This window comes from Cyanobium sp. BA20m-14, from assembly GCF_024346295.1.
Genome location: NZ_JAGQCR010000002.1, coordinates 22,475 through 47,273, shown reverse-complemented (window position 1 = coordinate 47,273; position 24,799 = coordinate 22,475). Strand labels below are relative to the sequence as shown.

The window sequence follows — 24,799 nt, the reverse complement described above, 5'->3', positions numbered from 1 at the left end:
TCTGAGGCGGCGAAGAGGGCGGTGGAATGGGTTCAGGAACGCCAACGCTCAGCACGGGTCTTCAAAGAGCAGCAGGAGGCGGAGCACCAACACGCTCTGGAGATCTACTGGGAACGGTGGTATGCCCGTGAGAGCAGCAAGCGCAAGACCCAACGCAACTTTGCCCGTTGGAGCAGTGACACTCGCCTCAAGTGGGATGGACAGTTCTATGGGGTGAAGCACCAACCTTGGTCACAGAAGTCAGTGGAGAAGATCACCACTGCTGACTTTGCGGACTACTGGGCGGTGCTGGATGCCCGCAGAACCGCCACTAACGATATGGGAGGCACCAAGGCACAGCAGAAGACGCTGATACGGGAACTACTCAAGGAAGCACGATCTGACTTCCCCCACCTGTCGATTCCAGATTTCCCTTCCATCTCCAGACAGATCAAGCAGGTTCAGCACCTGAAGCGATCTGACTGGGATCGACTGATGGGAAAGATCGTTGAACTCTCAGAAGGAGCAGCAAGGGCAGACCTCACGCCCCAGCAATACAAGGTGCTGGAGTGGAAACCTGCGAATCGCCTGAACCAGCGGAACTGGGTCGATCTCTACGACACCCTCAACCTGATGTGGTTCTTCTACTTACGGGCAGAAGACCTTCCACGACTCAGAGCGGAGTGGTTTCAGGATCACGGCGAAGAAATCATCTGCCTACTGGAGCAGACCAAAGGAAACCGACCTCAACAGCGAACGACCCACTACCGACCTGATGCGATTGCGAACTGGAGGCGGATGAACCTGAGACGCCCAAAAGGGTTGCTGGTGTTCCCGCACATCAAAAGGTCGGAATCGAACATCTCAGGAACCCTCAAGAAGAATCTGAACGACCTGTTGAGGTATGTGCTCGACCAGTGCGCCCCGCCAATCCCTTCTCAAAGTGTGACGATGACCAATATTCGCCATACGGCATTTCGCCTCACATTGGAGGAGATGCCTTCATTGGGGCAAGCACCAGACATTTATGCCTTCGCTGAGAACGGGATGACCTCAGAACCAATGCTCCAGCGCACATACCTGCGCTTCATTGAGCAGGAAGCAACTGCCAAGCGGGCACGGGCACAGATCCGCCCAGGGGAGTGGTCAATGGTGAAGAGGGTTGAACTCTGAGGACTTTCTACGCACCGACTCCTCCACGGATTTTTTCTCAAGGGATTTTTTTGAAGTCAAGAGGAATACCTTGTAGGTTAGGTTCCCTGATTTATTTTCAACTGCTGACTCACGAATTCTCAACGCATCAATCAGCGATAAGAGCATTGTGAATCTCCATCAGCAGGAGGCGCGGGAACTTCTGGTTCATCAAACGCCAGTGTCCATCTGGCGAAATGACCAAACAGAATGACCGTGTGCCTTTGGAAAACTCCAGTTTTCTCAAAATCTCCCGTTGGTCTTCGTCATAAAGATTTTCAGGGTTCTCCAGGGCATAATCGGCAATGTTGTCCTCCAGAACTGCCTGTATGGCATCCAGTGCTCTCAGGTCGTCGTCTTTTTCGGAAAGTGGTCGGGAGTCGTGAATGGAGCAGGTCATCTGGTTAGTCCTGTATCAATAGCAGCAAAGGTCTCCTGCACCTCCAGTTCCACCAAGATCCGCTTCTGAATGTCCAACTCCCGCATCAGGTAGTCGTAGGTCTCAGGAAGGTAGTGATCCAGGGACACCAGTTGATCCTCCAAGAAACGGATCTTGGAAAGCGCCTGCTGCTTACTTGAGTTGTCCATATGCCGATTGAATAATTTTCTTGAGAAACTGCTCTGGTTTCAGGCGGTTTCGCTTGGCGACCTCAAGAAGCATTTCGTATTCAACGGAATCCAAGAGGATTGGTTTTGCCATAGTCATACCACTGTTTGCTTATACTTCTCATACCATCTGTAATGGGTCAGGAGGAAGTGAAGGGTTCCCGTCCTGGAGCGCCTCAAGGACTTGGAGAGGAACTCAAACTCCTCAAATGTGTCCTGATGCTTTTGTCCAAAGAAAATATTGATTGATCTTCCTTCGGGGCAAAGAGTTTGATTCATTTAGTTTTGATATAATTGTCTTCTTTCTATTTAGTTCCTGGAGAACTCCAAGTCAGAGTTTTCAATGTCCAGCACCAAGTCCGAATCCTGATGGTGCTTGAATCGGTAGTAGTCCTTGAGGTTATAGTTGGCGTGATGCTCGCGGATCCAGGGTTTCAGGATGAACCCTTTGTTCTCTACTGAGTTGCTGGTGGAGAAGCGATGAAACCCTTTGGCAACCTTTTGATGAATCAACCAATCCAAGTGAATCCAGGAATCATAAGGTTCAGGACATTCCTCAAGGTGAAAGTGGGTGTGGTAGGCGATCTTGTAGCGGGGATTTGAGGAGTCTTGAGGATTGATATTTACAGGTGCTTTTTCGTGAAACCAAATGATTCTTGGACGCTCAGGAGGATTCGGAATCTTCTTGGGTTTCGTGTTCAGGAGGGCACATAAAAACTTGTTTCGGAAGTGCCTTGTCTCCTTCACTGCTGAAGTGTAATCAGCAATAAATGGTTGCCATTGGATATTGCCGAACCAGTGGGGTTGGAAAACCTCCTGGAATTGGTATTCAACTATTGCCTTATGGATCTTAGAGGAATCCTGAGTAGTCCTAAGTTCTCTGAATACTGGTGAGTTCTTGAGTTGTCCTGATTCATTCACACGCTTTGCGTGTGAATGTTGCTCACTGCGCTCGCAACGGTCTTCTGTGCAATTCATAGTTGACAAGGAAGTATTACTTTATTGATTCAGGCGCCTTGGTCTTTCTGGATTTCAGAACCCTTATGAGTTCTCACTTCTTATTCCTCTGTGGAATGGACATTTCCCAGCAAATCCCTATATTCATTTCGTTTCCACAAAAGACCTCTGCCTGATGCTTCCGCGATTTGATTGTCTCCAGTAATTATATAGCAGATTTGACATTTTAGCAACCAACCTGCGATAAAGCGCCGTCTAAGACCGCACAGAAACATTGCGGACTTACATTCTTTTTGCTCTTTTCAATGAGTACTCCGACCTCTAAAGATTTACCCTGAAGTATCTGTTGAGAAAATCAGGGTGTTTTCACTCTGTCTCGCTGATGATGCGGCGAATAGTGGAGAGAGCAAGTCCCGTCTGCTCTCTGATGGAGCGGTAAGAGCACCCTTCATCCCTCAAGCGCAGCACCAGGCGCTCTTTGGCGTGGTTGGTCTTAGGTCTGCCTCCAAGTTTTCCGCCTGTTTCCCGCCGATGCTGAACGCTCTCCAGAGTCCTCTCACGGATAAGTGACCGCTCCACCTCTGCCAGACCCGTCAGGAGTCCGATCAGCACAGGGGCGAACTTCCCCATCGCCTTCGTATTCACCAAATTGTCCAGAGTGCGAATGTAAATGCCCCGATCCTGGAGGTCGTGGAGACGGTTTATGACACTCCGCTGATCCCTGCCCAAGCGATCCAATTTCGCCACCACCAGTTCGTCACCCTCCACCAGGGCATTCAGTGCCGCCTGGAGTTGAGGTCGGTTTTTCTCCACCGTCCTGGTGCTGATGGTCTCCTGGAAAACCACCGCACACCCTGCCGCCTTCAGAGCGGAGACCTGAGCGTCAGTGTTTTGGTGGGTGGTGGAGCAACGGGCGTATCCAACGCTTCGGGCAGTCACTGTTCCAAAAAGAGGTGTTATGGAAACCATAGCACCCGAACACAGTTTTTGGAACAGTCAGACGCCTGTTTCGGGGGTTCCTGGCGATGATCTGGTTTCCGTTCGGTTTTTAGAACGCCTTGTAGTGGATTTCAGATAAAGGCGGACAAAAACCATAGATAAAATTAATACTTGTTTGGATCAATACTTGTGAATAAGTCGCTTTGCGCTATTGCGCCGAACTGGAATAATCAAAAAAACCGCCCTCGCGGAGTACTTTTCTTAGCAGTCCCGCCAATTCGCCACTTGCCGCTTCTGTTATGTGACCATTGTCGTGCCATATTGGCGCTCCAGATAATGTATATTGCCCACAAGTTTCACTGCTGCATAATCCCGCTCGCAGCGGAGCATAAAATATATTTTGACTTCTTCTTGCGAGTTCATGCGCTTTGCTGTCAAATTGCCAATACGCCATTTTATTGGCACTAATAGGTTTTTGACAGTTATTATAATTTGGGAATGGGCGCCAAAGTTCCTTGCTACAGAGTTCAGGTTGTTTTCCTGGTGGATAAGTTCCGTCAAAGATGACAACGGGGACTTTTGTATCATGAAGGTGATTGGCGAACGCCTCTATGTGGGAAAAGTATTCGGGTGTTGATCGCGCAAGAAAATCACCGTCTCGCAATGCCTGACCTATGAAAACGACATCTCCAGGTTTTGCCAGTTTCCGAACATACTTGCTTGCTTCTTCAACATATTTGGCGCACTTTGCTGTTGAGTCAATGGACTCACTGATCATGCTGTCTGGCAAGAAGGCGCACCCATATCCCATCGTTAGATATTTAATTGTATGCTCTGGGAATGCATTTTTTGCGGCGATCAAGTAATTTCGGGCATGACTGTCTCCCAACAGGAAACCTGTGGATTGATTCTTTGTGGTGGAAGATGAAGAACCGAGACAATTGATCATAATCTGCTTAGAAAACTCGCCTTTGACATGGCAGTATTCAATGTATCTCCCCTCTTTGTCATGCCACCATGTGGAAAGGATGACTGGGTTGCTCGTTGGTAGCGCAATCTTGCTGGCATATCGCTTCGCGTATTGAATTAACTGGGGCGCCACGCCGCTGGCGGATAGTGCAGTGGAGGCGAGAATGCCTACTCCTCCCACTATTGCCAATGTTCTTGCGATCTGCCGCTTAGTCTTCCGAATTGGTGTTTCTATTTTTGCGTATGAAAGCATTGCCAGACCGAGCATCACTCCGATTTGAATCGGCACAGACCACCAGTGAATGCCGATAGTCCAACGACTTATTGAAAGGACAGTCCAGTGCCATAAGTAGAGCGAATAAGAAATCAAACCGATATAAACGACCTTCTCAAGAGTAAAAAACTGGTAAGCAGTAGTCCCCTTCTTCAGGCAGGCGATCAGAACTGCTGACAGCACCACTATTCCAATTGTTGCGGGAACCGCTGCTGCAACTGGCAAATACATCACCCCAACCATCGCTGCCACAACGAGGAGTGGGGGAATTTGCTCCAGTGCTTGCTCAATCCGTGCCCTCTTCAGAAATCCAATGAAGACCAGGCATCCTGCTGCCATCTCCCAAAGGCGGGTGGGCATCAGAAAGTAAGCGGCAGGTTGATTGACCTGATAGAGGTAAATGAATCCGATAAGTGAAGCGATCGTTAGTGCCCCAACCCAAAAGAACAGGTTTCGTGCTCCTTTCGCTGTCTGCCGCCCGAACCCCGAGAACCAGATCAGGAATGGGAACAGCAGGTAGAACTGCTCCTCAACACCCAGTGACCAGGTATGGACGAATGGATTTAGTTCGGTTGATTGGGCAAAATAATCCGTTGATGTTTTGAGCAGATATAAATTTGACAAACCAAAAAGCGAGGTAATCCCCGTCTTCAGCGCCACCCCTGGATCGGGATTGAAAAGCGAAATCAGCACACTGGTGATCAGGACGAAGACCACCAGCGCAGGCACCAGGCGCTTGATCCTCCGCTCATAAAACCCCGACAGGAAATCCAGGAAGTTCTTGGACTCCCTTCCCGCCAGCGATGAAGTAATCACATACCCAGAGATTACAAAGAAAATATCAACGCCCAAATATCCGCTTGGCAGTAGATCCTTGTTGAAATGGTTGATGATGACGGCAACCACCGCAAATGCCCTTAGACCGTCAATTTCTGGTCTGTATTTGCTGCTTGGAGTCGTCGGCATATCAGGTGCGTCAGGACTGGTTGCAACAGTTCCACTTTATGCGGGTTGCGATCACTGCCTTTCTTTCCTGACCTCCCATCTGTCACCAGGCAGTTATGCATTCCCTGCATAGATTTCGGATCTGATGGGTTGGGTGCTGGTTCCTCTCGTTTTTCTGCCCTGAGCACTGCCATCAACAGGTTTCAAATCGCGAGGTGCGTCCTCCTGGCACGGTTCCAGCGTCTCTCTGAAGCGTTTGCTGCTGGTTGAGGCGCCCAGGAGGTGCCTACTGATCAAGGGGTCTCCACCAGCAGGAGTTTGACGCCAAGTGCCATCAGGGGGCGCAGCAGGGTCTTGTAGATGCTCTGAGGGCGGTTGAGGGTGCCTCGGGGCGCCCAGGCGGTAGGTGGAAGGTGAGGGTGCCTCGGAAACAACCTGCTGCGAACAGTGGGAAGGTTAATTCTGGGAACCGCTGAGACCACCCCAGTCAGACCCCTCTTCACCTTCCACTCACCTTCCGCCAGAGCAGGTTCAGAATCAAAGAGCAACACTCGGAAAACCCCACATATAGTGTTCAAGGGCGTCAAAAGGACCCAGGAAGCACCAAATATGGTGGGTTCGGAACTCTCTCAAAAAAGGCGGCACCCAGATTCGAACTGGGGGTAAAGGATTTGCAATCCTCTGCCTTACCACTTGGCCATGCCGCCGCACTGGGAGCAAACTCCCTGCAGCGGATCGTATCAGCCATGGCATGCCCACCCCGCCGTTGAACCGTCTACTGGTTCTGAGCAACGGCCACGGGGAGGATCTGATCGCCCAGCGCATCCTGCAGGCCCTGCGCAGCCGCCGCCCGGATGTGGAGATTCGGGTGCTGCCCCTGGTGGGTTTGGGCGAGGCGTTCGCCGCGGCAGAAGCCGCTGGCCAGCTGCAGAGGATCGGGCCCCAGCTGCGGCTGCCAAGCGGCGGCTTCAGCAACCAGAGCCTACGGGGTCTGGTCCGCGACCTGGCCGCCGGCCTACCCCTGCTGAGTTGGCGCCAATGGCAGCTGGTGCGGCGGTGGGCGCGCCAGGGCGATCCGCTGCTGGCCGTCGGCGACCTACTGCCCCTGCTGCTGGCCTGGAGCGGCGGCGGCCGTTTCGGCTTCATCGGCACGCCCAAAAGTGATTACACCTGGGCCTCGGCGGGGCCGCCGAACTGGGGCGCCACGCCGCTGGCGGATAGCTACCACCGCTGCAAGGGCAGCGAATGGGATCGGTGGGAGTGGGCCCTGATGGGCAGCCGGCGCTGCCGGCTGGTGGCCGTGCGCGACCGGCTCACCGCCAGGGGATTGCGGCGCCATGGGGTGGCGGCCCTGGCCCCTGGCAACCCGATGCTGGATGGCTTCCCCCAGGCCCCTCTGCCGGCCTGGCTGGCGAGCCAAAGGCGCCTGATCCTGCTGGCCGGCAGCCGCCTGCCCGAGGCCCTCGGCAACGCCCGCCGGCTCCTGGAGTGCCTGGCGCTCTGGCAACCAAACCAGCCGGCCACAGCGCTGCTGGCCTCAGGGTCAACGCCCACGGCCCAGGCCTGGCAGGTTCTGCTCACCCAGGCGGGATTCACACCGGAGGCCCCAACCGCGGAGGTCGCCGCCACCGGCGCCACGGCCAGCTGGCGGCTGGGACGGCTAACCGTGCTGCTGGGCCAACACAGCTTCACGCGCTGGGCGAGCTGGGCCGAGCTGGGGCTGGCCACCGCCGGCACCGCCACCGAACAGCTGGTGGGGTTGGGGGTGCCGGCCCTCTCCCTGCCGGGGCCGGGGCCCCAGTTCAAGGCCGGCTTTGCCCGCCGCCAGAGCCGCCTGCTCGGAGGGGCTGTGCAGCCCTGCTCCAGCCCCCAGCAGCTGGTCGATCGGCTGCGGCAGCTGCTCGCCGACCCCTCCGAGCGGGCCCGACTCGCCGCCATCGGCCGGCGCCGAATGGGCCCCAACGGCGGCAGCGCCCAGCTGGCGGCCCTGGTGGAGCAGCGTCTACTGGGATGATGCGGCGATCTCTTGCTTGCGTCGCCATGGCCGGCATCCCCGATCGGGCCTACAACGCCGCCTGCGGCCTGCTGGCCAGCCAGCTGGGTATCAGCCTGGCGGCCGCCCGCCGCAAAGTTGACGTCAAGGCATCCCAGCAGGGCTTCCGGGACACCCCAGCCAAACTGGCCCTGGCCGGACAGATGCTGACGGAAGCCCAATCCAGCGGCACCAACAACCAGGAATTGCTCACCTCCCTACTTGAGGCGGTGGGCAACGATAAAAACTTCATGGTCGAAGATTGAGCCCTGCTCGAAGACTGATTCCTGGCCTGGCGAGCCCTGCTTAGCGGTTGCCGCCGCTGGAGTGCTCGAACAACAGGTGATAGCGCTGGCGGTCGAGGTCGGCGAACACCGGGATGCAGCCAAAACACCGCTGGGCCAGCTCCCAGCGCCCTTCGCGCTGGAGCATGGTTTCCAACCGATCCCGGGCCGGCAACAGGTAGCGCACGTCCCCTGCCGCATAGGCCAGCTGGACATCGGAGAGATCTTCAACCCGACCCCAGTCCGAGCTCTGGGCCTGCTTGTCGAGCTCCACCCCCACCAGCTCCTGCACCACCTCCTTGAGCCCATGGCGGGGGCTGTAGGTGCGCCCCAGGCGACTGGCCACCTTGGTGCAGAAAATCGGATTCACGGTGATGCCGAGGTTTTCAGCCAGGGCCGCCACATCAAAGCGGGCAAAGTGAAACACCTTCTCAATCGCCGGGTTTTCCATCAGGGCCTGCAGCCGGGGGGCGGCGGACTGGCCGCGCGATAGGCGGATACAGCAGACGTTGTCGTGGTCGTCGCAGACCTGCACCAGGCAGAGCCGATCGCGGCCGTGGATCAGGCCCATCGCCTCGGTGTCCACCGCCAGGGCCCTCGCGCCGGCATAGAGGGCTGCCCACTCCCCATCGAGGTCGCCGTCAAACACGGCGAACCGGGCTGGTGCCGGCAGGTTGCTGGGGGTGGAGGAGGCGGCCATAGAAATGGAACAGGAGCCCGTCCATGCTGCCAAGCCACATCGCGGCCCGCCGGCGGCAGAATGGCCGCCATGGCCAACCTCGGATCCACCCTCGTACTGACCTTGCTGCTGGCCATCGGCCTGGTTTTCTTTCTGCGGGCCGCCAGCAAAGACCGCACCACAGTGGTGGAGGTGCGCTCGTCACGGCCGCCCCTGGAGGTGCTGGGCCGACTCAGCGAGTGGCTCCTGCAACGGGGCTGGCAGGCCGAATCCAGCGATCCCGAGCGGCGCCACCTCTGCTTTCGCGCCCAGGTGGCCGCCAGCCCCTGGTTGGCCGTTCTGCTCTCGCTGCTAGGAGCAGTGGGCGCAGCCTGCCTCGCTCTGGTGCTGCGTCAGCTCCTGCCTTCCCTGGGCTGGTGGCCCCTGCTGCTGGCCCTGCTCGGGCCTGCGGCCGGAATGATCTATCGCAACAGGGCAAGGCGAGCCGAAACCCTCGAGCTGAGGCTGATCAGCCACGACAGCGCTACCGGCAGTGCCCTGCGCCTGCGCGCCCACCGCGATGAACTGATTGCCCTAGAGCTCGAACTCGGGCCCCAGCTCGGCCTATTCAGCGACGGCAACCTGCTCAGCTCCCCCATCTGACCCCAAAGCCATGGATCGTCATCGCTGGGTGGGGGCCGCCCTGATCGGGGTTCTCTGCCTAGGCACCGCCGCCACGGCCCAAGCTCCCGTGATCGCCAACGTCGATCCGCTGACGGGGCCCCGCAGCCGCCTGAGCAAAGACTGGCTGGGCACGGTCCCCATGGCCAGCCAACCGGAGATTCTGGTGCTGGCTGGCCATGCCGATTCCCAGGGGATCGGTGGCGCCGGCACGGCGGGAGCGGCTGTGGACCTGGGCGGGGCCAAACCGATGCGGGCCACCATGCGCGACGAGCTCCACTGGAACCTGCTCACCGCCCAGGCGGTCGTTTCCCTGGGCCAGCGGCGGGGCCTGGCGATCCGCTTCTACGATCCGCCCCTGCGCACGATTGTCAACGGCGATGATCCCCGCACGAACTGGAGCGTTGGCAAAGCCCACGCCGCAGCTGGTGGCTACGCCCTCGAGATCCACTACGACGCCTATGGACCCGACGGCGTGGGGTCGGGGCTGATCCCGCCGCTGCATCGCCCCCCCAGCCTTCTCGATGAAAGCCTGGCGGCGGCCTTTGGCCCCTATCCCCTCCACTATCGCGATGGCCTGGGGGCGCCGCGGCGCGGCATCGCCATTCTCGAAATCGGCAAGCTCGAAGGGCCCCTCGAAGCCGCCCTGCGCGATCCCAGCCGCAGCGCGGCCACCATCGATGCCATTGCCCTACGGGTGGTGGAGGCGATCGAAAGGGGCCTGGGCCGCGAACCCGCCCAGGCCCTTACCCAGCCCCTGAGCCAGCCCCAGCCCCTAGCTGTCAGCTCACCGCCTGGTGGGGAGCGCAGCGCGCCTCAAGCGAGCCGTCCTCCAGCCAGTTCTGGGGCCGAGTGAACAGGTCGGTGAGCAGGGCTTCCCGGCTGCCCGGCTCGCTCTGGTAGCCATATTCCCAGCGCACCAGCGGGGGCAGCGACATCAAAATCGATTCGGTGCGGCCATTGGTCTGTAGGCCGAAGATCGTGCCGCGATCAAACACCAGGTTGAACTCCACGTAGCGGCCGCGGCGGTAGAGCTGGAAATCCCTCTCCCGCTCGCCGTAAGCCGTGGGCTGGCGCTGCTCGGCGATCGGCAGGTAGCTAGGCAGGAAGGCATTGCCGCAGGCACTCGCCAGGGCGAACAGCTGCTCCCAGTTCTGCTCGATTGCCCCGAGGCGGTTGCTCCCCGCTGCCGCGGGGCCCTCGGGATCCTGGCCCTTGTAGAGCACCCCAAGGGGGTCCTGGTAGTCGTAGAAAATCCCGCCTACACCGCGGGTCTCGCCGCGATGGCGGAGGAAGAAGTATTCATCGCACCAGGGCTTGAACACCTGGTAGTAGGCAGGGTTGACGCTGTCGCAGGCGTTCTTGAGGCTGCGGTGGAAATGCTGGGCATCGCTGAGGAAGGGGTAGTAGGGGGTGAGGTCGGCACCGCCGCCAAACCACCACACCGGCCCCGCCTCGAAGTAGCGGTAGTTGAGGTGAACCGTGGGGATGTAAGGGTTGCGCGGGTGCAACACCATCGAGGTGCCGGTGGCAAACCAGCGGTGGCCCTTGGCCTCCGGACGCTGGCTGAGGATCGAGGGAGGCAATTCGCTGCCCTCCACCTCGGAGAAGTTCACCCCGCCCTGTTCGAAGACGCGCCCGCCCTTCATCACCCGCGAGCGGCCGCCGCCCCCCTCCGGCCGCACCCAGCTCTCCTCGGCAAAATCGCCCTCCCCGTCAAATTCAGCCAGGCCTGAGCAGATGGAATCCTGAAGGCCCATCAACAGCGCTTTTGCCCTGGTGCGGGAGTCGGCTGGAGGCGCTTCTAAGACCTTGGCCATGGACAGTGCGCCGAAGCGGCGCCGGAAAGGTCCCACCATTTCAGCCCAGCCCTCTCCCCCCAGGAGCCAGGGGGCGGCGCTCACCCTGCCAGCGCCGACCGGATCCAGGCGGATGGCCCCTAGGATCCCAGTTCCTGATTGCAGTCTCGATGGCCTCAGTCGAGCAGGCCCATGCCGCCCTTACGGCCGTCACCGATGCCGGCAGCGGCCGCAGCCTGATCGAGCTTGGCTGGATCCAGGAACCCCGCCTGGTCGGCGAGCGCGCCGTGTTCCTGCTCGCCCTGCCCGGGTTTGCCCAGGCCCAGCGGGATCGGATCGTCACTGAGGCTCGGGCCGCCCTGCTGGCCATTGATGGGGTGAACGAGGTGCAGATCGAGCTGGCCCAGCCCACAGGCGCCGCCCCCATCGGTGCCGCGGGCCATGGGGCGCCTGGCCCTGGAGCCGGTCAGCTCCCCCAGCGCCAAGCCATTGCAGGCGTCAGACAGGTGATCGCGGTGAGCAGTGGCAAAGGTGGCGTGGGTAAGAGCACGGTGGCCGTAAACCTGGCCTGCGCCCTTGCCGCCACCGGACTCAAAGTGGGCCTGCTCGATGCCGATATATACGGACCCAATGCGCCCACCATGCTCGGGGTCGCAGATCGCACCCCAGAGGTGCGCGGCGAGGGCGCCAGCCAGGTGCTCAGCCCGGTCGAATGCTGCGGCATCGCCATGGTGTCGATGGGGCTGCTGATTCAGGAAAACCAGCCCGTTGTCTGGCGCGGGCCGATGCTCAACGGCATCATCCGCCAGTTTTTGTATCAGGTGGATTGGGGCGAGCGGGATGTGCTGATCGTGGATCTGCCCCCTGGCACCGGCGACGCCCAGCTCACCATCGCCCAGGCCGTGCCGATGGCCGGAGCGATCATCGTCACCACCCCCCAGCTGGTATCACTTGCCGATGCCCGCCGCGGCCTGGCGATGTTTGTGCAGATGGGCGTCAGCGTGCTGGGCGTGGTCGAGAACATGAGCGTGTTCATTCCTCCCGACGCACCGGAGAAGCGCTACGCCCTTTTCGGCAGTGGTGGCGGTGCCCGCCTCGCTGAGGAGGCTGGGGTGCCGCTGCTGGCCGAACTACCCCTGGAAATGCCGGTGCGGGAAGGGGGTGATGCCGGTCGGCCGGTGGTGCTCTCCCATCCCGAATCCGCCAGCGCCCAGGCCCTGATGGCCCTGGCCCGGCGCATTGGCGCGGCCCACCTGGTGCCGGCCTGAGAGCCATGCTGAGCCAGTCAGGGCGGCGCAATAAGAGGGTCTTCGGCGCCGGCGGTGGCCGCAGCAGTCCCCTGGCCAGGTTGGACCTGGTGCTCTGGGGCGTTCCTTTGGCCCTGGCAGCGCTGGCCGGCATCCTGATCGCCAGCACCCAGCGCCAGGCCAATTACGCCGACTGGTACCAGCACTGGGTGACGGCGGCGGTGGGCATGGTGGTGGCCCTGCTGCTGGCCCGGCTGCCCCTGGAGCGCCTGCTTCCTTTCAAGTGGCCGATCTACATCGCGATGGTGGCCAGCCTGATCGCGGTGCGCCTGGTGGGCACAAGTGCCCTGGGGGCCCAGAGCTGGATCAACATCGGCGGTTTTTACGTCCAGCCCTCGGAATTTGCCAAGCTCGGCGCGATCCTGCTGCTCGCCGAGGTGCTGGCCCGGCACCCGGTTGATCGCCCCGTAGATCTGGTGCGGCCTGTGGGCCTCATCTCCCTGCCCTGGCTGCTGGTGTTCGTGCAGCCCGACCTGGGCAGTTCCCTGGTCTTCGCAGCCGTGCTGCTGGTGATGCTGTTCTGGGCGGGGATGCCCGGAGCCTGGGTGCTGTTGCTGCTATCGCCCCTGGTGACAGCCATCACGGCCGGCACCCTGCCGGTGCTGCTGCTGGGCTGGATTCCTCTGGTGGGCTGGATGGCCTGGAAAAGCCTTCCCTGGAAAAGGGTGGCCCTGGCGATCAGCCTGGCGGTGCAAGGGCTGTTTGCCGTGGCAACACCCTGGTTATGGCAGCACGGCCTGCGGCCCCACCAGCGGGCCAGACTGACCCTCTTCCTCGATCCGGGCCAGGACCCCCTCGGGGGGGGCTACCACCTGCTGCAGAGCACGGTGGGTATCGGCTCCGGACAGATCTGGGGAACAGGGTTGATGCAGGGATCCCTCACCAAGCTGCGTTTCATCCCGGAGCAGCACACCGATTTCATCTTCAGCGCCCTGGGGGAGGAAACGGGTTTCCTGGGCTCGGTGCTGGTTGTGGCGGGTTTCGCCCTGCTGATGGCCAGGCTGCTGCAGATCGCGGGCCGGGCCCGCAGCGACTACGAGGCCCTGGTGGTGGTAGGAATCGGCGCGATGCTGATGTTTCAGGTGGTGGTGAATATCAATATGACCATCGGCCTCGGACCGATCACCGGCATCCCCCTGCCATGGCTGAGCTACGGACGTTCCGCCATGATTGTTAACTTCATAGCCCTCGGCCTATGTGCCTCCGTGGGCCGCCGGGGCCGAACAGCCCAGGGAGCCTGGTGAGCCTGGCCGACCTACGGAGTGCCCTGGCGGACGGCGTGCCGGCCGGCGTCAGCAGCGAAGACAGCGTGCGGCGCCAGTGGTGGGCGGCCCTGGCCACCCTGCAGGAGGACTTCCTGCTACCGATGCAACCCCTCAAAGGGCTGTGGCTGGCGGCCCCCCTGCCTGCCCTCTACGAGCCGGTGCTGTTGCAGCAACTCCAGGGCTGGGTGTGGGCGCCCAGGGAACTCGCCGACCTGCTGACGAGCTCCGCTCCCCTGCTGGGGGGAGCGGGCAGCTCCCCAACCGGGGAAGCGGGCGCAAGCGGTTTCCAGCGGCTTCCCCTGGAGCCGGCCGATGGCACCGATCCGCTGCTGCTAGTGATGACCCCCCGCCTGCAGGTGGCGCTCTGCCTCGATGGTCCCCCTGAGGGCCGGCGCCTGATCGCCCGATTCGACCCGGAGGCCCTTTCCAAAGCCCTCAACCTGATCCACGGACGCCTGCTAGTCAGCGACCCCGGGGCCTCGACGGCCCTACGCACCGCCCTGGAGGAGCTGGGCCCCCTGCGCAGCGAAGAGCAGCTGGGGGTGCGGTTCTGGCCCCGGGTGGGGGAACGGCTCGCCGCCATCGCGCCGAGCCTCACCCTCCAACCCCTGGTGCACGGGGGCAAGGGTCGGGACCGATCCCCCACTGACATCCCCCGGGAGGTGAGTAGCGAACTGGCCCTGCTCGAAGCGCTCACCCACGAGGTGCGAACTCCCCTCGCCACAATTCGCACCCTGATTCGCTCCTTGCTGCGGCGCGGCGACCTGCCGCCGCTGGTGCGCGGGCGCCTCGAGCAGATCGATGGCGAATGCAGCGAGCAGATCGATCGATTTGGCCTGATCTTTCTGGCGGCCGAGCTCCAGCGCCAGCCAGGCAACGACCAGCCCCTGGGCCAAAACGATCTGGCCCGCACCGACCTCAGCCAGGTGCTGCTTCAGCAGCAGGAACTGTGGAAACGGCAGCTGGCCCGCCGCGGCCTGGAGTTGGAATTGTTGGTCCCAGCTGGCCTTTCGCCCGTGCTCAGCGATCCGGCCCGGCTGGAAACCATGCTCGGCGGCCTGATCGACCGGTTCAGCCGCAGCCTTCCCGCCGGCAGTCAGGTCAGCGTCAGCCTGCTGCCGGCAGGTTCCAGGCTCAAGCTGCAACTGAGCAGCGAGGGCCATCGCCCGGAAGAGCCGGTGCTGGATGGCAAGGGCGACCAACGGGAGCTGGTGGGTCCGGTGCTGAGCTGGAACCCCGCCACCGGCAGCCTGCAGCTCAGCCGCCAGGCCACCCAGCGACTGTTCCATCGCCTCGGCGGTCGTCTCACCGAACGCAGCGGCAGTGGCCTGACCGTTTTTTTCCCCGTGTGCTGAGCGGCCGGTTTGTTGACGGGTGTGAAGACTGCGGGCGAAGCGCAGAACGGGCCAAAACCTCAGTGCTAGCTTCCGGTTGAAACGTTCCAAAGCCATGGCAGCTACGGCGCTCAGCGGTCAACTCCCGAAGTACCTCGGCAGCACCGGCGGCCTGCTGAATTCCGCCGAAACGGAGGAGAAATACGCAATTACCTGGAGCAGCCCGAAGGAACAGGTGTTTGAGCTGCCCACTGGCGGGGCCGCCCACATGAACGAGGGCGACAACCTGATGTACTTCGCCCGCAAGGAGCAGTGCCTGGCCCTCGGCACCCAGCTGCGCACCAAGTTCAAACCCAGAATCGAGGATTACAAGATCTACCGGATCTATCCCGGTGGGGACACCGAATTCCTGCACCCCAAGGATGGCGTCTTCCCGGAGAAAGTGAACGAAGGTCGCCCCATGGTGGGCCACAACCCCCGCCGGATCGGCGCCAACCCCAATCCGGCCAACCTCAAGTTCACCGGCAAGAACAGCTTCGACGCCTGAATCGCGTCGACCAACTCCCATAAGGGCGGGGCCTGGGTGCCCCGTTTTTTTTGCCCGCCAAACCGATGCCGAGCACCGATCGCGATGGCTTAGCCCAGCAGGCGTTTCTGGACATGGTGGCAGCCGGCCACAACTTCATTCCCCTCTGGAAACGCTGGCCCGCCGACTTGGAAACGCCCCTCACCACCTGGCTGAAGGTGGGAGCAGCAAGTGAGCACGGCGTGCTGCTGGAGTCGGTGGAAGGCGGCGAGCGCATCGGGCGCTGGAGCTTCGTGGTCAGCGACCCCCTCTGGACCCTCACCAGCCGCGGCGAGAGCAGTGAGCGCCAATGGCGCGATGGCCGCTGCCAAACCCTGCAGGGCAACCCCTTCGAGCTGCTGCGCGAGTGCCTGGAGCCCCTCTCCAGCCCGCCGATTCCGGGGCTGCCTCCGGTGGGCCAGCTGTTTGGCTTCTGGGGCTACGAACTGATCCGCTGGATCGAGCCGATTGTGCCGGTGCACCAGCCCGGGGAGGACTCCCCCCCGGATGGGTCCTGGATGCTCGCCGACAGCCTGCTCGTGTTCGACCAGGTGAAGCGCCAGATCACCGCCGTGGCCTACGCCGACCTCAGCGGCGGCCAAGACCGGCAGATGGCCTACACCGCCGCTGCCGCCCGCATCAGCGCCCTGGAAGAGCGTATGCAAGCCCCCCTGCCGGCCTCGGTGACGCCCCTGCGCTGGCACGACGCCAGTCCGGCTGAGATGGCCCAGAGCCTGATCACCAGCAGCAACTTCGGCCAGGAGGCATTCGAGGCGGCGGTGCTCCAGGGCGAACACCACATCGAAGCGGGGGATGTATTCCAGCTGGTGCTTAGCCAGCGGCTGGAAACCCGCATTGACCGCGATCCCTTCGAGCTCTACCGCAGCCTGCGCATGGTGAATCCTTCGCCCTACATGGCCTTCTTCAACTTTGGCGGCTGGTATCTGATCGGCTCCAGCCCCGAGGTGATGGTGAAGGCCGAACCAATCCCGGAGGGGGGAGTGAAAGCCTCGCTGCGGCCGATCGCAGGCACCCGCCCCCGCGGTCGCGACGAAGCGGAAGACCTGGCCCTAGAAAAAGAGCTGCTGGCCGATCCCAAGGAACGGGCCGAGCACGTGATGCTGGTGGACCTCGGCCGCAACGACCTGGGCCGCGTCTGCCAGCCCGGCACCGTGAAGGTGGGCGAGCTGATGGTGATCGAGCGCTATTCCCATGTGATGCACATCGTCAGCCAGGTGGAGGGACTGCTGGCCGAGGGGCAAACCGTGTGGGACCTACTGATGGCCTCCTTCCCCGCCGGCACCGTCAGCGGCGCCCCCAAAATCCGCGCCATGCAACTTATTCATGCCCTGGAGCCGGATGCCCGGGGCCCCTACTCCGGGGTGTACGGCGGAGTTGACCTGGGCGGCGCCCTCAACACCGCCATCACCATTCGCACCATGGTGGTGCTGCCCCATCCAGAGGGGGGCTGGCGGGTGCAGGTGCAGGCCGGCGCCGGGGTGGTGGCCGATTCCAACGCTGCTGCCGAATACCAGGAAACCCTCAACAAGGCCCGCGGCATGCTCAAGGCAATTGCCTGTCTGCTGCCCCCCCAGCCATGAAGGATCCCCTGTTGCTCAAGGGCTTTGAAGTGGAGCTCTACACCGGTCGGGCCGACGGCACGGTGGTGGGTTGCTCAGCGGCGGCGGCGGCAGCCCTGGAGGGCTTCGTGACCGAGCCCGACCAACGCAACCTGGAATACATCACGCCCCCCGATGCCAGTTACGCGCGCCAGCTACAGCTGCTGATCGAGCCGCGTCAGCGCCTGCGCCGGTGGCTGGCCAGCCGCCAGCTCACCCTGCTGCCGGGCAGCGCCCTCAGCCTGGGCGACAGCCGCCATTTCGAGCGCTCCGACCCCGCAAACCCTTACCACAGCTACATCGAGGCCACCTACGGCACCACGGTGGTGACCGCCAGCGTGCACATCAACCTGGGGCCCATCAGCGACCGGGGCCCGGGGCAAATGGACCGCCTGTTTGCCGGCCTCCGCCTGCTGCGCTGCGAGGCTGCCCTGCTGCTGGCCCTCAGCGCCAGTTCCCCCTTCCTCGACGGCGAGGTCACCGGCGCCCACTCCCAGCGCTGGCTGCAGTTTCCGCTCACCCCGGCCGAGGTGCCGCTGTTCCTCGACCACCAGCACTACATCAACTGGATGGGGCAGCAGCTGGAGCTCGGCACGATGCAGAACGTGCGCCACCTCTGGACCTCAGTGCGGCCCAATGGGGACAACCGGCCCCACGACCTCAACCGGCTGGAGATCCGCATCTGCGACCTGGTGACGGATCCACTTCTGCTTTTGGCGATCACGGCCTTCGCCGAACTGCGGCTGCAGCAGTTGCTGCGCCAACCGGAACACTGCGACCCCCTCCTGGCCAGCAGCCTGACGCCAAGCGAATTGGCCCTCCTGGCCGACGCCAACGAAAAGGCCGCGGCCGTCTCGAGCCTGGAAGCCACCCTGCACCACTGGCGCCATGGGCAGCCGGTGCTGGCAAAGAGCTGGTTGCTTGAGGAGCTTGCAGCCCTGGCCCCCCTGGCCAGCGAGCTCGGGCTCACGCAGCTGCTGGCGCCGTTACCGGAGGTGCTGGAACAGGGCAATCAGGCCATGCGCTGGCTGGCTGGCCACCAAGCCGGGGTTCCGATCAGCAAGTTGCTCTCCCTGGAGATCGCTGCCATGGCAACCCGGGAAGTGGAACTGCTGGAGGCAATCGCCACAGACGCCGGGCCGCTCCCTTTGGGATGATCATGGCTCTGTTTGCTGCCCAGCCAGGCCCAATGGGGGAGTCAATGCCCAGCCCCACCCTCACCTCACCGACTTCCCAGCGGGTCACCCGGCTACTGGGCGAGCGCCTGGAGCTAGTGGAAGACCTCTGGGAAACCGTGCTCCACAGCGAGTGTCCCGCCGGGCAGGCGGAGCGCCTGCTGCGGCTCAAGCACCTGAGCGACCCCAGCGAGGAGGATTCCACCACCGCGATCGTGCAGTTGATCCGGGAGATGGATCTGGCCGAAGCGATCGCCGCGGCCCGGGCCTTCTCGCTCTATTTCCAACTGGTAAACATCCTCGAGCAGCACATCGAGGAGGACAGCTACCTCGACAGCCTCAAAAACCAGCGCAGCAGCCCCAGCGATCCCTTCCTGCCGCCGTTGGCTAACCAGAGCGACCCGGCCACCTTTCGCCAGCTGTTTGAGCGGCTCAGGAGCCTGAACGTACCCCCAGCCCAACTGGAAAAACTGCTGCGCACCCTGGATCTACGGCTGGTGTTCACGGCCCATCCCACCGAAATCGTGCGCCATACGGTGCGCCACAAGCAGCGGCGGGTGGCCTGCCTGATTCAGCAGCTGGAGCAGGGCGCCAGCCTCAATTCCGTCGAGCGCCACAGCCTGCGGCTCCAGCTGGAGGAGGAAATCAGGCTCTGGTGGCGTACCGATGAACTGCACCAGTTCAAACCAACGGTGCTCGATGAGGTCGACTACGCCCTGCACTTCTTCCAGCAGGTGCTCTTCGATGCCATGCCCCAGCTGCGGGACCGCATCCGCACCGCCCTGAAGGGGAGCTACCCCGATGTGGAACCGCCCCGGGATTCCTTTTGCACCTTCGGCTCCTGGGTGGGCTCAGATCGGGATGGCAACCCTTCGGTGACCCCGGACATCACCTGGCGAACGGCCTGCTACCAGCGCAAGCTGATGCTGGAGCGATATCTGAAGTCGGTGGCCGAGCTGCGCGACCAGCTCAGCATTTCGATGCAGTGGAGTCAGGTCAGCCCGGCCCTGCTGGAGTCGCTGGAGATGGACCGGCTGCGCTTTCCGGAGATCTATGAGGAGCGGGCCGCCCGCTACCGCCTGGAGCCCTACCGGCTGAAGCTCAGCTACACCCTGGAGCGGTTGCAGCTCACCCATCAGCGCAACCAAAGCCTCAGCGATGCCGGCTGGGAATCCCCCTGTGACGGCAGTGCCCCACCCCCGCCGATGGGGGGAAGCCTGGCGGCCCCTCCCACCCAGGAACTGCACTACAGCACGGTTGATGAATTCCGCTACGACCTGGAACTGATCCAGGACAGCCTCAAGGCCACGGGACTGAGCTGTGAGTCGCTCCAGCACCTGATCAGTCAGGCCCAGATCTTCGCCTTCTGCCTGGCCAGCCTCGACATCCGCCAGGAGAGCACCCGCCACAGCGACGCCCTCGACGAGCTCAGCCGCTACCTCCAGCTCCCAGTTCCCTATGGGGAGATGGGGGAAACCCAGCGGGTGGAGTGGCTGCTGGAGGAGCTGCAAACCCGCCGCCCCCTGCTGCCTCCGGCGGCCCGCTGGAGTGCCGCAACCACGGAGACCTTCGCCGTATTCCGCATGCTGCAGCGCCTGCAGCAGGAATTTGGCTCCCGCATCTGCCGCACCTACGTGATCTCCATGAGTCACACGGTGTCCGACCTGCTGGAGGTGTTGCTGTTGGCCAAGGAGGCCGGCCTGGTGGATCCGAAGGCCCAGCGTGCCGGCCTGCTGGTGGTGCCGCTGTTCGAAACGGTGGAAGACCTCCAGGGGGCCCCGGCGGTGATGGCCACCTTGTTTCGCCACCCCTTCTACCGGGCCCTGCTGGCCAGTGACGGCGGCCAGCCACTCCAGGAAGTCATGCTGGGCTACTCAGACAGCAACAAGGATTCCGGCTTCCTCTCCAGCAACTGGGAGATCCATAAAGCCCAGATTGCCCTCCAGCGGCTGGCCATCGAGCACGGGGTGGCCCTTCGGATCTTCCATGGCCGCGGCGGCTCCGTGGGCCGGGGTGGGGGCCCTGCCTACCAGGCGATCCTGGCCCAGCCAAGCGGCACCCTCAGCGGCCGCATCAAGATCACCGAACAGGGAGAGGTGCTGGCCTCGAAGTATTCCCTGCCCGAACTGGCCCTCTACAACCTGGAAACGGTGACAACCGCCGTGTTGCAGAACAGCCTGGTGAGTGCCCCCGTAGACGACACCCCCAGCTGGAATGACCTGATGGGGCGGCTGGCGGCCCGCTCCCGGGACCACTACCGGGCCCTGGTGCACGACAACCCTGACCTGGTGGCCTTCTTCCAGCAGGTGACCCCGATCGAAGAGATCAGCAAGCTGCAGATCTCCAGTCGCCCGGCCCGCCGTAAAAGTGGCGCCAAGGACCTCTCCAGCCTGCGGGCCATCCCCTGGGTATTTGGCTGGACCCAGAGCCGCTTCCTGCTGCCCAGTTGGTTCGGGGTGGGGGCGGCCCTGCAGGAGGAACTCACCCAGGACCCCGAACAACTCGAGTTGCTGCGCCTGCTCCACCAACGCTGGCCGTTCTTCCGCATGCTGATCTCGAAGGTGGAGATGACCCTCTCGAAAGTCGACCTCGACCTGGCCCACCACTACGTGCAGGCCCTGGGCCGCAGCGAGAACCGGGAGGCCTTCGAGCAGATCTTCCAGGCCATCGCCGCCGAATTCGAGCTCACCCGCGATCTGGTGCTGGCGATCACGGGCCACAGCCGCTTGCTGGATGGGGATCCTGCCCTGCAGCTATCGGTGGACCTGCGCAACCGCACGATCATTCCCCTTGGCTTCCTGCAGGTGGCCCTGCTGCGGCGCCTGCGCGACCAGAACCGCCAACCACCGATGAGTGAAGCGCTGGCCAGCTCCAGCGACGATGGCCGCACCTACAGCCGCAGCGAGCTGCTGCGCGGGGCCCTGCTCACCATCAATGGCATCGCCGCGGGCATGCGCAACACCGGCTGACCACCCCCCCCCAGACCCTCCCCTGAGCCATCCCAGCTCCGCCCAGCACTGGATTCCCTCTTGATCCCTTTCCGCAGCCAGCCCCAAGCCCCGCGTCTGCGGGAGGGCTATGCGCTGCTCGCCAACAGCCTCCCCAGCCCCGACGAGCTCAATCGGTTGCTGCTGGCCAGCGGCGATCGCAGCCGCAACCCAGACCGGTGGCAGCGGGTGCTGGACAACAGCCTCTGGCACCTGGGGGTGCAATCCCCAGAGGGCAAATTGGTGGGTTTTGTGCGGGCCACCAGCGATCTGGCCCTCAATGCCAACCTCTGGGACCTCTGCGCCGATCCGGGGGATCCGCACCAGGGCGACATCCTGGCGGTGCTGGTGCATGGCTCCCTGGGCAAGCTGCGCAGGGAGTTAGCCGGGTGCAGTATTTCGCTCTCGGCCCCGCCTGAGGCCCTGGCCGCCCTGGATCGCTATGGATTTTCCGTCGATCCCGGCGGCATTCGGGCGATGGGCCTCAACCTGCTGGATTGATTCGCTTACTGGGTTGACCCGCTGAGCCAACTGACCTGATCAGTACTGACCCGATAGGTACTGACCTGATAAGTAGCGAGCATGGAGGGACTCGAACCCCCGACCCTCAGAACCGGAATCTGATGCTCTATCCAACTGAGCTACATGCCCATGGCTAAGGCCCATGGCCGGAGCAAAGCTCCGTAGGAATTACCTTAACCTCCCGTCGCGTCAGAGCCATCCGGCTGCACCGCCTGGAGCTGCTGAATTTTCGCAATATCAGCCATCTGGAGCTGGCCCTGGAGGCCCCCCGGCTGCTGGTGATTGGCGCCAATGGCGAGGGCAAATCAAACCTGCTGGAATCGGTGGAATTGCTGGGGTGCCTGCGTTCCCACCGCACCTCCAGCGATCGCGACCTGATCCAGCACGGGCAGAGCAGCTGCCAGGTGCGGGCCTCAACCGGCAGCGGTGATCAGCTGGCGCTCCACCTGCGCCGCAGCGGCGGGCGCATGGCCCAGCGCAACGGCAAAGTGCTGGATCGCCAGCTCGACCTGCTGGGATCGCTGCGCTGCGTGGGTTTCAGCGCCCTCGACCTCGAATTGGTGCGGGGCGAGCCCGCTGGCCGGCGCCAATGGCTCGACCGGGTGGTGCTGCAGCTCGAACCTGTCTATGGCGAACTGCTCAGCCGCTACGGCCGGCTCCTGCGCCAGCGCAGCCAGCTGCTGCGGCGGGGCCTCGGCGGCGGCGATCTGCAGGGCCTGCTCGATGCCTTTGATCTGCAGATGGCTGTGATCGGCACCCGGCTGCAGCGCCGTCGGTCGCGGGCCATCCGCAGGCTGGAGCCCCTGGCCGCCGCCTGGCAGGCAAGGCTCAGCGGCGGCCGGGAATGCCTGGAGCTCGAGTATCAGGGCGGCGCCCAGGTGGGTGGCGAAGATGCCGAGGATCCCTGGCGGGAGGCCCTGCTGGCCCAACTGCAGCAGCAGCGGGGCGAAGAACTGCGGCTCGGGCAGTGCACGGTGGGGCCCCACCGCGACGAGCTGGGCTTGATCCTGGCCGGGCAGGGGGCTCGGCGCTACGGCTCGGCAGGCCAGCAGCGCACCCTGGTGCTGGCCCTCAAGCTGGCCGAGTTGGAGCTGGTGGGCGCGGTGCTGGGGGAGCCGCCCCTGCTGCTGCTCGACGACGTGCTGGCCGAGCTCGATCCGGAACGGCAACAACTTCTGCTCGAGGCGGTGGGCGAGGGCCACCAGTGCCTGGTGAGCGCCACCCACCTGGGGGCCTTTAGCGGCGGCTGGCAGGCCCAGAGCCAGCTGGTGCACATGCACGCCGGCCAAATCAGCGCTCACAACCATCTATGGTGATTGGCTTGTTCGGTCAATTTCGATGACCCAGACCCTGCCCTGCCTCCACCCGAACCCGGGATGGACCGAGGCCCCCGCAGCGATCCACCCAGCTGCCCCCCTCCCCCACCAGGTTTCCGACACCGTCGGGAAACACTGCATTCTCGAGCTCTACGGTTGCGACGGCACCAAGCTCGACGACGAACTTTTCCTCAGGGCCACCATCACCGCAGCAGCAAAGCGTGCCGGTGCCACCCTGCTCAACCTGATCACCCACCGTTTCGAACCCCAGGGCGTCACGGGGCTGGCCCTGCTTGCCGAATCGCACATCTCCATCCACACCTGGCCCGAATCGGGCTATGCCGCGGTGGATGTGTTCACCTGCGGGGACCACACCATGCCGGAAAAGGCCTGTGCCGTGCTTGTCGATGAGCTGTTGGCTGACACCCACAAGCTCACGAGCTTCCGCCGCGAAACACCCTCGTGCATCCACAGCAATCTGCGGGAGCCCCTGCATGGGCAGCCGTTTACTGCTGCCCTGAGCCGCTGAGCGCGGGAAGCGGACTGGCCGCAAGCTCCCGGTTGAGCTTGCCGCTCACCAGTCCCTCCAGGTCCAGACCCACGGCCGTGAAGCCAAGGGCGAGGAAGGCCGTCACCAGGGCCTTTCTGGGCTCGCTCTGGGCCCAGCGGCCAAGGGCCCGTTCGAGTTGCTCGGCCGGGAGCTCGATGCGGGCCGTCTGGCCCTGGCAGCGCACCCGCACCTCGGCCCAGCCGGCGGCCAACAACCAGGCCTCCGCCGCAGCCACCCGTTGCAGCCGTTCAGCCGTGATCGGCTCTCCGTAGGCAAAGCGGGACGCCAGGCAGGGCTGGGCAGGCTTGTCCCACCAGGGCAAACCCAGCGCCCGCGAAAGCTGGCGCACCTCAGCTTTAGTCAGGCCAACCGCAGCCAGGGGAGAACGCACGCCGAATTCCCGGGCAGCCCGGATGCCCGGGCGATGGTCGCCAAGGTCATCGGCATTGACGCCATCCACCACGCTGGCTCCCCTCGCCGCCGCCGCAATCGGCGCCAGCAGGCGGTGCAACTCCCGCTTGCAGGCATAGCAGCGCTGCTCAGGATTGCTGGCGTAGGCAGGGTCGGCCAGCTCCGAGGTGGGGATTTCCCGGTGGCGAATGCCAAGCCAGCCGGCCTGGATGCGGGCTTCCTTACGCAGGTGGGGCGCCAGGGCCGGTGAAACCCCGGTGATCGCCAGGGCCCCCTGGCCACACTGCTCGAGGGCGATGGCCGCCACCAGGGCGCTGTCCACCCCGCCGGAGTAGGCCACCACCACCGGGTTGAGGGCGGCCAGCTGGCCACGCAGTTCGGTCAAGGCCCCAGCCAGGGCCGGTGGCAGAGCTTCTAAAAGAGAAAAGTGCATC

General features: G+C 62.8%; 23 protein-coding genes and 2 tRNA genes. 15 read left to right on the top strand and 10 right to left on the bottom strand.

All coding sequences use genetic code 11. The features are described 5' to 3' along the window. Positions 1-1,152, top strand: a 1,152-nt coding sequence (locus KBZ07_RS00555) for a hypothetical protein (RefSeq protein WP_254929785.1), incomplete at its 5' end; no start/stop codon positions are given. A gap of 127 nt (positions 1,153-1,279) precedes the next feature. On the opposite strand, the gene KBZ07_RS00550 is transcribed toward KBZ07_RS00555, so the two are convergent. The 6 genes from KBZ07_RS00550 to KBZ07_RS00525 form a co-directional block, all read right to left on the bottom strand. Further along, positions 1,280-1,570 (bottom strand): hypothetical protein, encoded by a 291-nt coding sequence (locus KBZ07_RS00550; protein WP_254929784.1) that lies wholly within the window; start codon positions 1,568-1,570, stop codon positions 1,280-1,282. Beyond that, a complete protein-coding gene (locus KBZ07_RS00545) occupies positions 1,567-1,698 on the bottom strand; it encodes a hypothetical protein (RefSeq protein ID WP_254929783.1) in 132 nt (43 codons plus the stop codon). The genes KBZ07_RS00550 and KBZ07_RS00545 overlap by 4 nt, the downstream gene beginning before the upstream one ends. Before the next feature lie 387 nt (positions 1,699-2,085). Then, complete coding sequence (locus KBZ07_RS00540) at positions 2,086-2,697, bottom strand: hypothetical protein (protein ID WP_254929782.1); 612 nt, start codon at positions 2,695-2,697, stop codon at positions 2,086-2,088. Between the two features lie 402 nt (positions 2,698-3,099). Beyond that, positions 3,100-3,672, bottom strand: coding sequence for a recombinase family protein (locus tag KBZ07_RS00535; protein WP_254929788.1), 573 nt, complete (start codon positions 3,670-3,672; stop codon positions 3,100-3,102). 208 nt (positions 3,673-3,880) lie between these two features. After that, a complete protein-coding gene (locus KBZ07_RS00530) occupies positions 3,881-5,881 on the bottom strand; it encodes an acyltransferase family protein (RefSeq protein WP_254929781.1) in 2,001 nt (666 codons plus the stop codon). Positions 5,882-6,496: 615 nt separating this feature from the next. Then, positions 6,497-6,567, bottom strand: a tRNA-Cys gene (locus KBZ07_RS00525). Positions 6,568-6,611: 44 nt separating this feature from the next. Between KBZ07_RS00525 and KBZ07_RS00520 the strand changes: the two genes are divergently transcribed. Both KBZ07_RS00520 and KBZ07_RS00515 read left to right on the top strand, forming a co-directional pair. Then, positions 6,612-7,874 (top strand): lipid-A-disaccharide synthase-related protein, encoded by a 1,263-nt coding sequence (locus tag KBZ07_RS00520; protein WP_254929780.1) that lies wholly within the window; start codon positions 6,612-6,614, stop codon positions 7,872-7,874. Between the two features lie 26 nt (positions 7,875-7,900). After that, positions 7,901-8,158, top strand: a complete 258-nt coding sequence (locus KBZ07_RS00515; RefSeq protein WP_254929779.1) for a hypothetical protein — start codon at positions 7,901-7,903, stop codon at positions 8,156-8,158. Between the two features lie 40 nt (positions 8,159-8,198). Here KBZ07_RS00515 and KBZ07_RS00510 read toward each other — a convergent pair whose 3' ends face one another. Further along, positions 8,199-8,876, bottom strand: coding sequence for a ribonuclease D (locus tag KBZ07_RS00510; RefSeq protein ID WP_254929778.1), 678 nt, complete (start codon positions 8,874-8,876; stop codon positions 8,199-8,201). A gap of 69 nt (positions 8,877-8,945) precedes the next feature. On the opposite strand from KBZ07_RS00510, the gene KBZ07_RS00505 reads away from it, so the two are divergent. Both KBZ07_RS00505 and KBZ07_RS00500 read left to right on the top strand, forming a co-directional pair. After that, the gene (locus KBZ07_RS00505) at positions 8,946-9,497 is read left to right on the top strand and encodes a cofactor assembly of complex C subunit B (protein ID WP_254929777.1); all 552 of its coding nucleotides are present in this window, start codon (positions 8,946-8,948) and stop codon (positions 9,495-9,497) included. Positions 9,498-9,507: 10 nt separating this feature from the next. Continuing rightward, positions 9,508-10,371 (top strand): dehydrogenase, encoded by an 864-nt coding sequence (locus tag KBZ07_RS00500; protein WP_254929776.1) that lies wholly within the window; start codon positions 9,508-9,510, stop codon positions 10,369-10,371. Here the strand turns inward: KBZ07_RS00500 and hemF are convergent. After that, positions 10,298-11,374, bottom strand: coding sequence for an oxygen-dependent coproporphyrinogen oxidase (hemF, locus tag KBZ07_RS00495; RefSeq protein WP_254929787.1), 1,077 nt, complete (start codon positions 11,372-11,374; stop codon positions 10,298-10,300). The genes KBZ07_RS00500 and hemF overlap by 74 nt on opposite strands. Positions 11,375-11,484: 110 nt before the next feature. Between hemF and KBZ07_RS00490 the strand changes: the two genes are divergently transcribed. The 8 genes from KBZ07_RS00490 to KBZ07_RS00455 all read left to right on the top strand — a co-directional run bounded on the left by KBZ07_RS00490 (position 11,485) and on the right by KBZ07_RS00455 (position 22,067). After that, on the top strand, positions 11,485-12,582 hold the full coding sequence (locus KBZ07_RS00490) for an Mrp/NBP35 family ATP-binding protein (RefSeq protein WP_254929775.1): 1,098 nt from the start codon (positions 11,485-11,487) through the stop codon (positions 12,580-12,582). Between the two features lie 5 nt (positions 12,583-12,587). Continuing rightward, positions 12,588-13,865, top strand: a complete 1,278-nt coding sequence (rodA, locus tag KBZ07_RS00485) for a rod shape-determining protein RodA (protein WP_254929774.1) — start codon at positions 12,588-12,590, stop codon at positions 13,863-13,865. After that, complete coding sequence (locus KBZ07_RS00480; RefSeq protein WP_254929773.1) at positions 13,817-15,241, top strand: sensor histidine kinase; 1,425 nt, start codon at positions 13,817-13,819, stop codon at positions 15,239-15,241. The genes rodA and KBZ07_RS00480 overlap by 49 nt, the downstream gene beginning before the upstream one ends. Positions 15,242-15,335: 94 nt before the next feature. Beyond that, positions 15,336-15,767, top strand: a complete 432-nt coding sequence (locus KBZ07_RS00475; RefSeq protein ID WP_197153500.1) for a photosystem I reaction center subunit II PsaD — start codon at positions 15,336-15,338, stop codon at positions 15,765-15,767. A 65-nt stretch (positions 15,768-15,832) separates the two neighbouring features. Further along, positions 15,833-17,386 (top strand): anthranilate synthase component I family protein, encoded by a 1,554-nt coding sequence (locus KBZ07_RS00470; protein WP_254929772.1) that lies wholly within the window; start codon positions 15,833-15,835, stop codon positions 17,384-17,386. Continuing rightward, positions 17,383-18,561 (top strand): glutamate--cysteine ligase, encoded by a 1,179-nt coding sequence (gshA, locus tag KBZ07_RS00465; RefSeq protein WP_254929771.1) that lies wholly within the window; start codon positions 17,383-17,385, stop codon positions 18,559-18,561. Before KBZ07_RS00470 ends, gshA begins: the two co-directional genes overlap by 4 nt. A 44-nt stretch (positions 18,562-18,605) precedes the next feature. Continuing rightward, on the top strand, positions 18,606-21,548 hold the full coding sequence (gene ppc / locus KBZ07_RS00460; protein ID WP_254929770.1) for a phosphoenolpyruvate carboxylase: 2,943 nt from the start codon (positions 18,606-18,608) through the stop codon (positions 21,546-21,548). Between the two features lie 60 nt (positions 21,549-21,608). Next, positions 21,609-22,067, top strand: coding sequence for an N-acetyltransferase (locus KBZ07_RS00455; RefSeq protein ID WP_254929769.1), 459 nt, complete (start codon positions 21,609-21,611; stop codon positions 22,065-22,067). Positions 22,068-22,143: 76 nt separating this feature from the next. On the opposite strand, the gene KBZ07_RS00450 is transcribed toward KBZ07_RS00455, so the two are convergent. Then, a tRNA-Arg gene (locus KBZ07_RS00450) sits at positions 22,144-22,217 on the bottom strand. Between the two features lie 68 nt (positions 22,218-22,285). On the opposite strand from KBZ07_RS00450, the gene recF reads away from it, so the two are divergent. Beyond that, the gene (recF, locus tag KBZ07_RS00445) at positions 22,286-23,404 is read left to right on the top strand and encodes a DNA replication/repair protein RecF (RefSeq protein WP_396123836.1); all 1,119 of its coding nucleotides are present in this window, start codon (positions 22,286-22,288) and stop codon (positions 23,402-23,404) included. A 22-nt stretch (positions 23,405-23,426) separates the two neighbouring features. Further along, positions 23,427-23,933: an adenosylmethionine decarboxylase gene (speD, locus tag KBZ07_RS00440; RefSeq protein WP_254929768.1), complete on the top strand. Its 507-nt coding sequence runs from the start codon at positions 23,427-23,429 to the stop codon at positions 23,931-23,933. On the opposite strand, the gene larE is transcribed toward speD, so the two are convergent. Next, a complete protein-coding gene (gene larE / locus KBZ07_RS00435; RefSeq protein WP_254929767.1) occupies positions 23,911-24,798 on the bottom strand; it encodes an ATP-dependent sacrificial sulfur transferase LarE in 888 nt (295 codons plus the stop codon). The two genes, speD and larE, sit on opposite strands and share 23 nt — an antisense overlap. Position 24,799 lies beyond the last annotated feature (1 nt).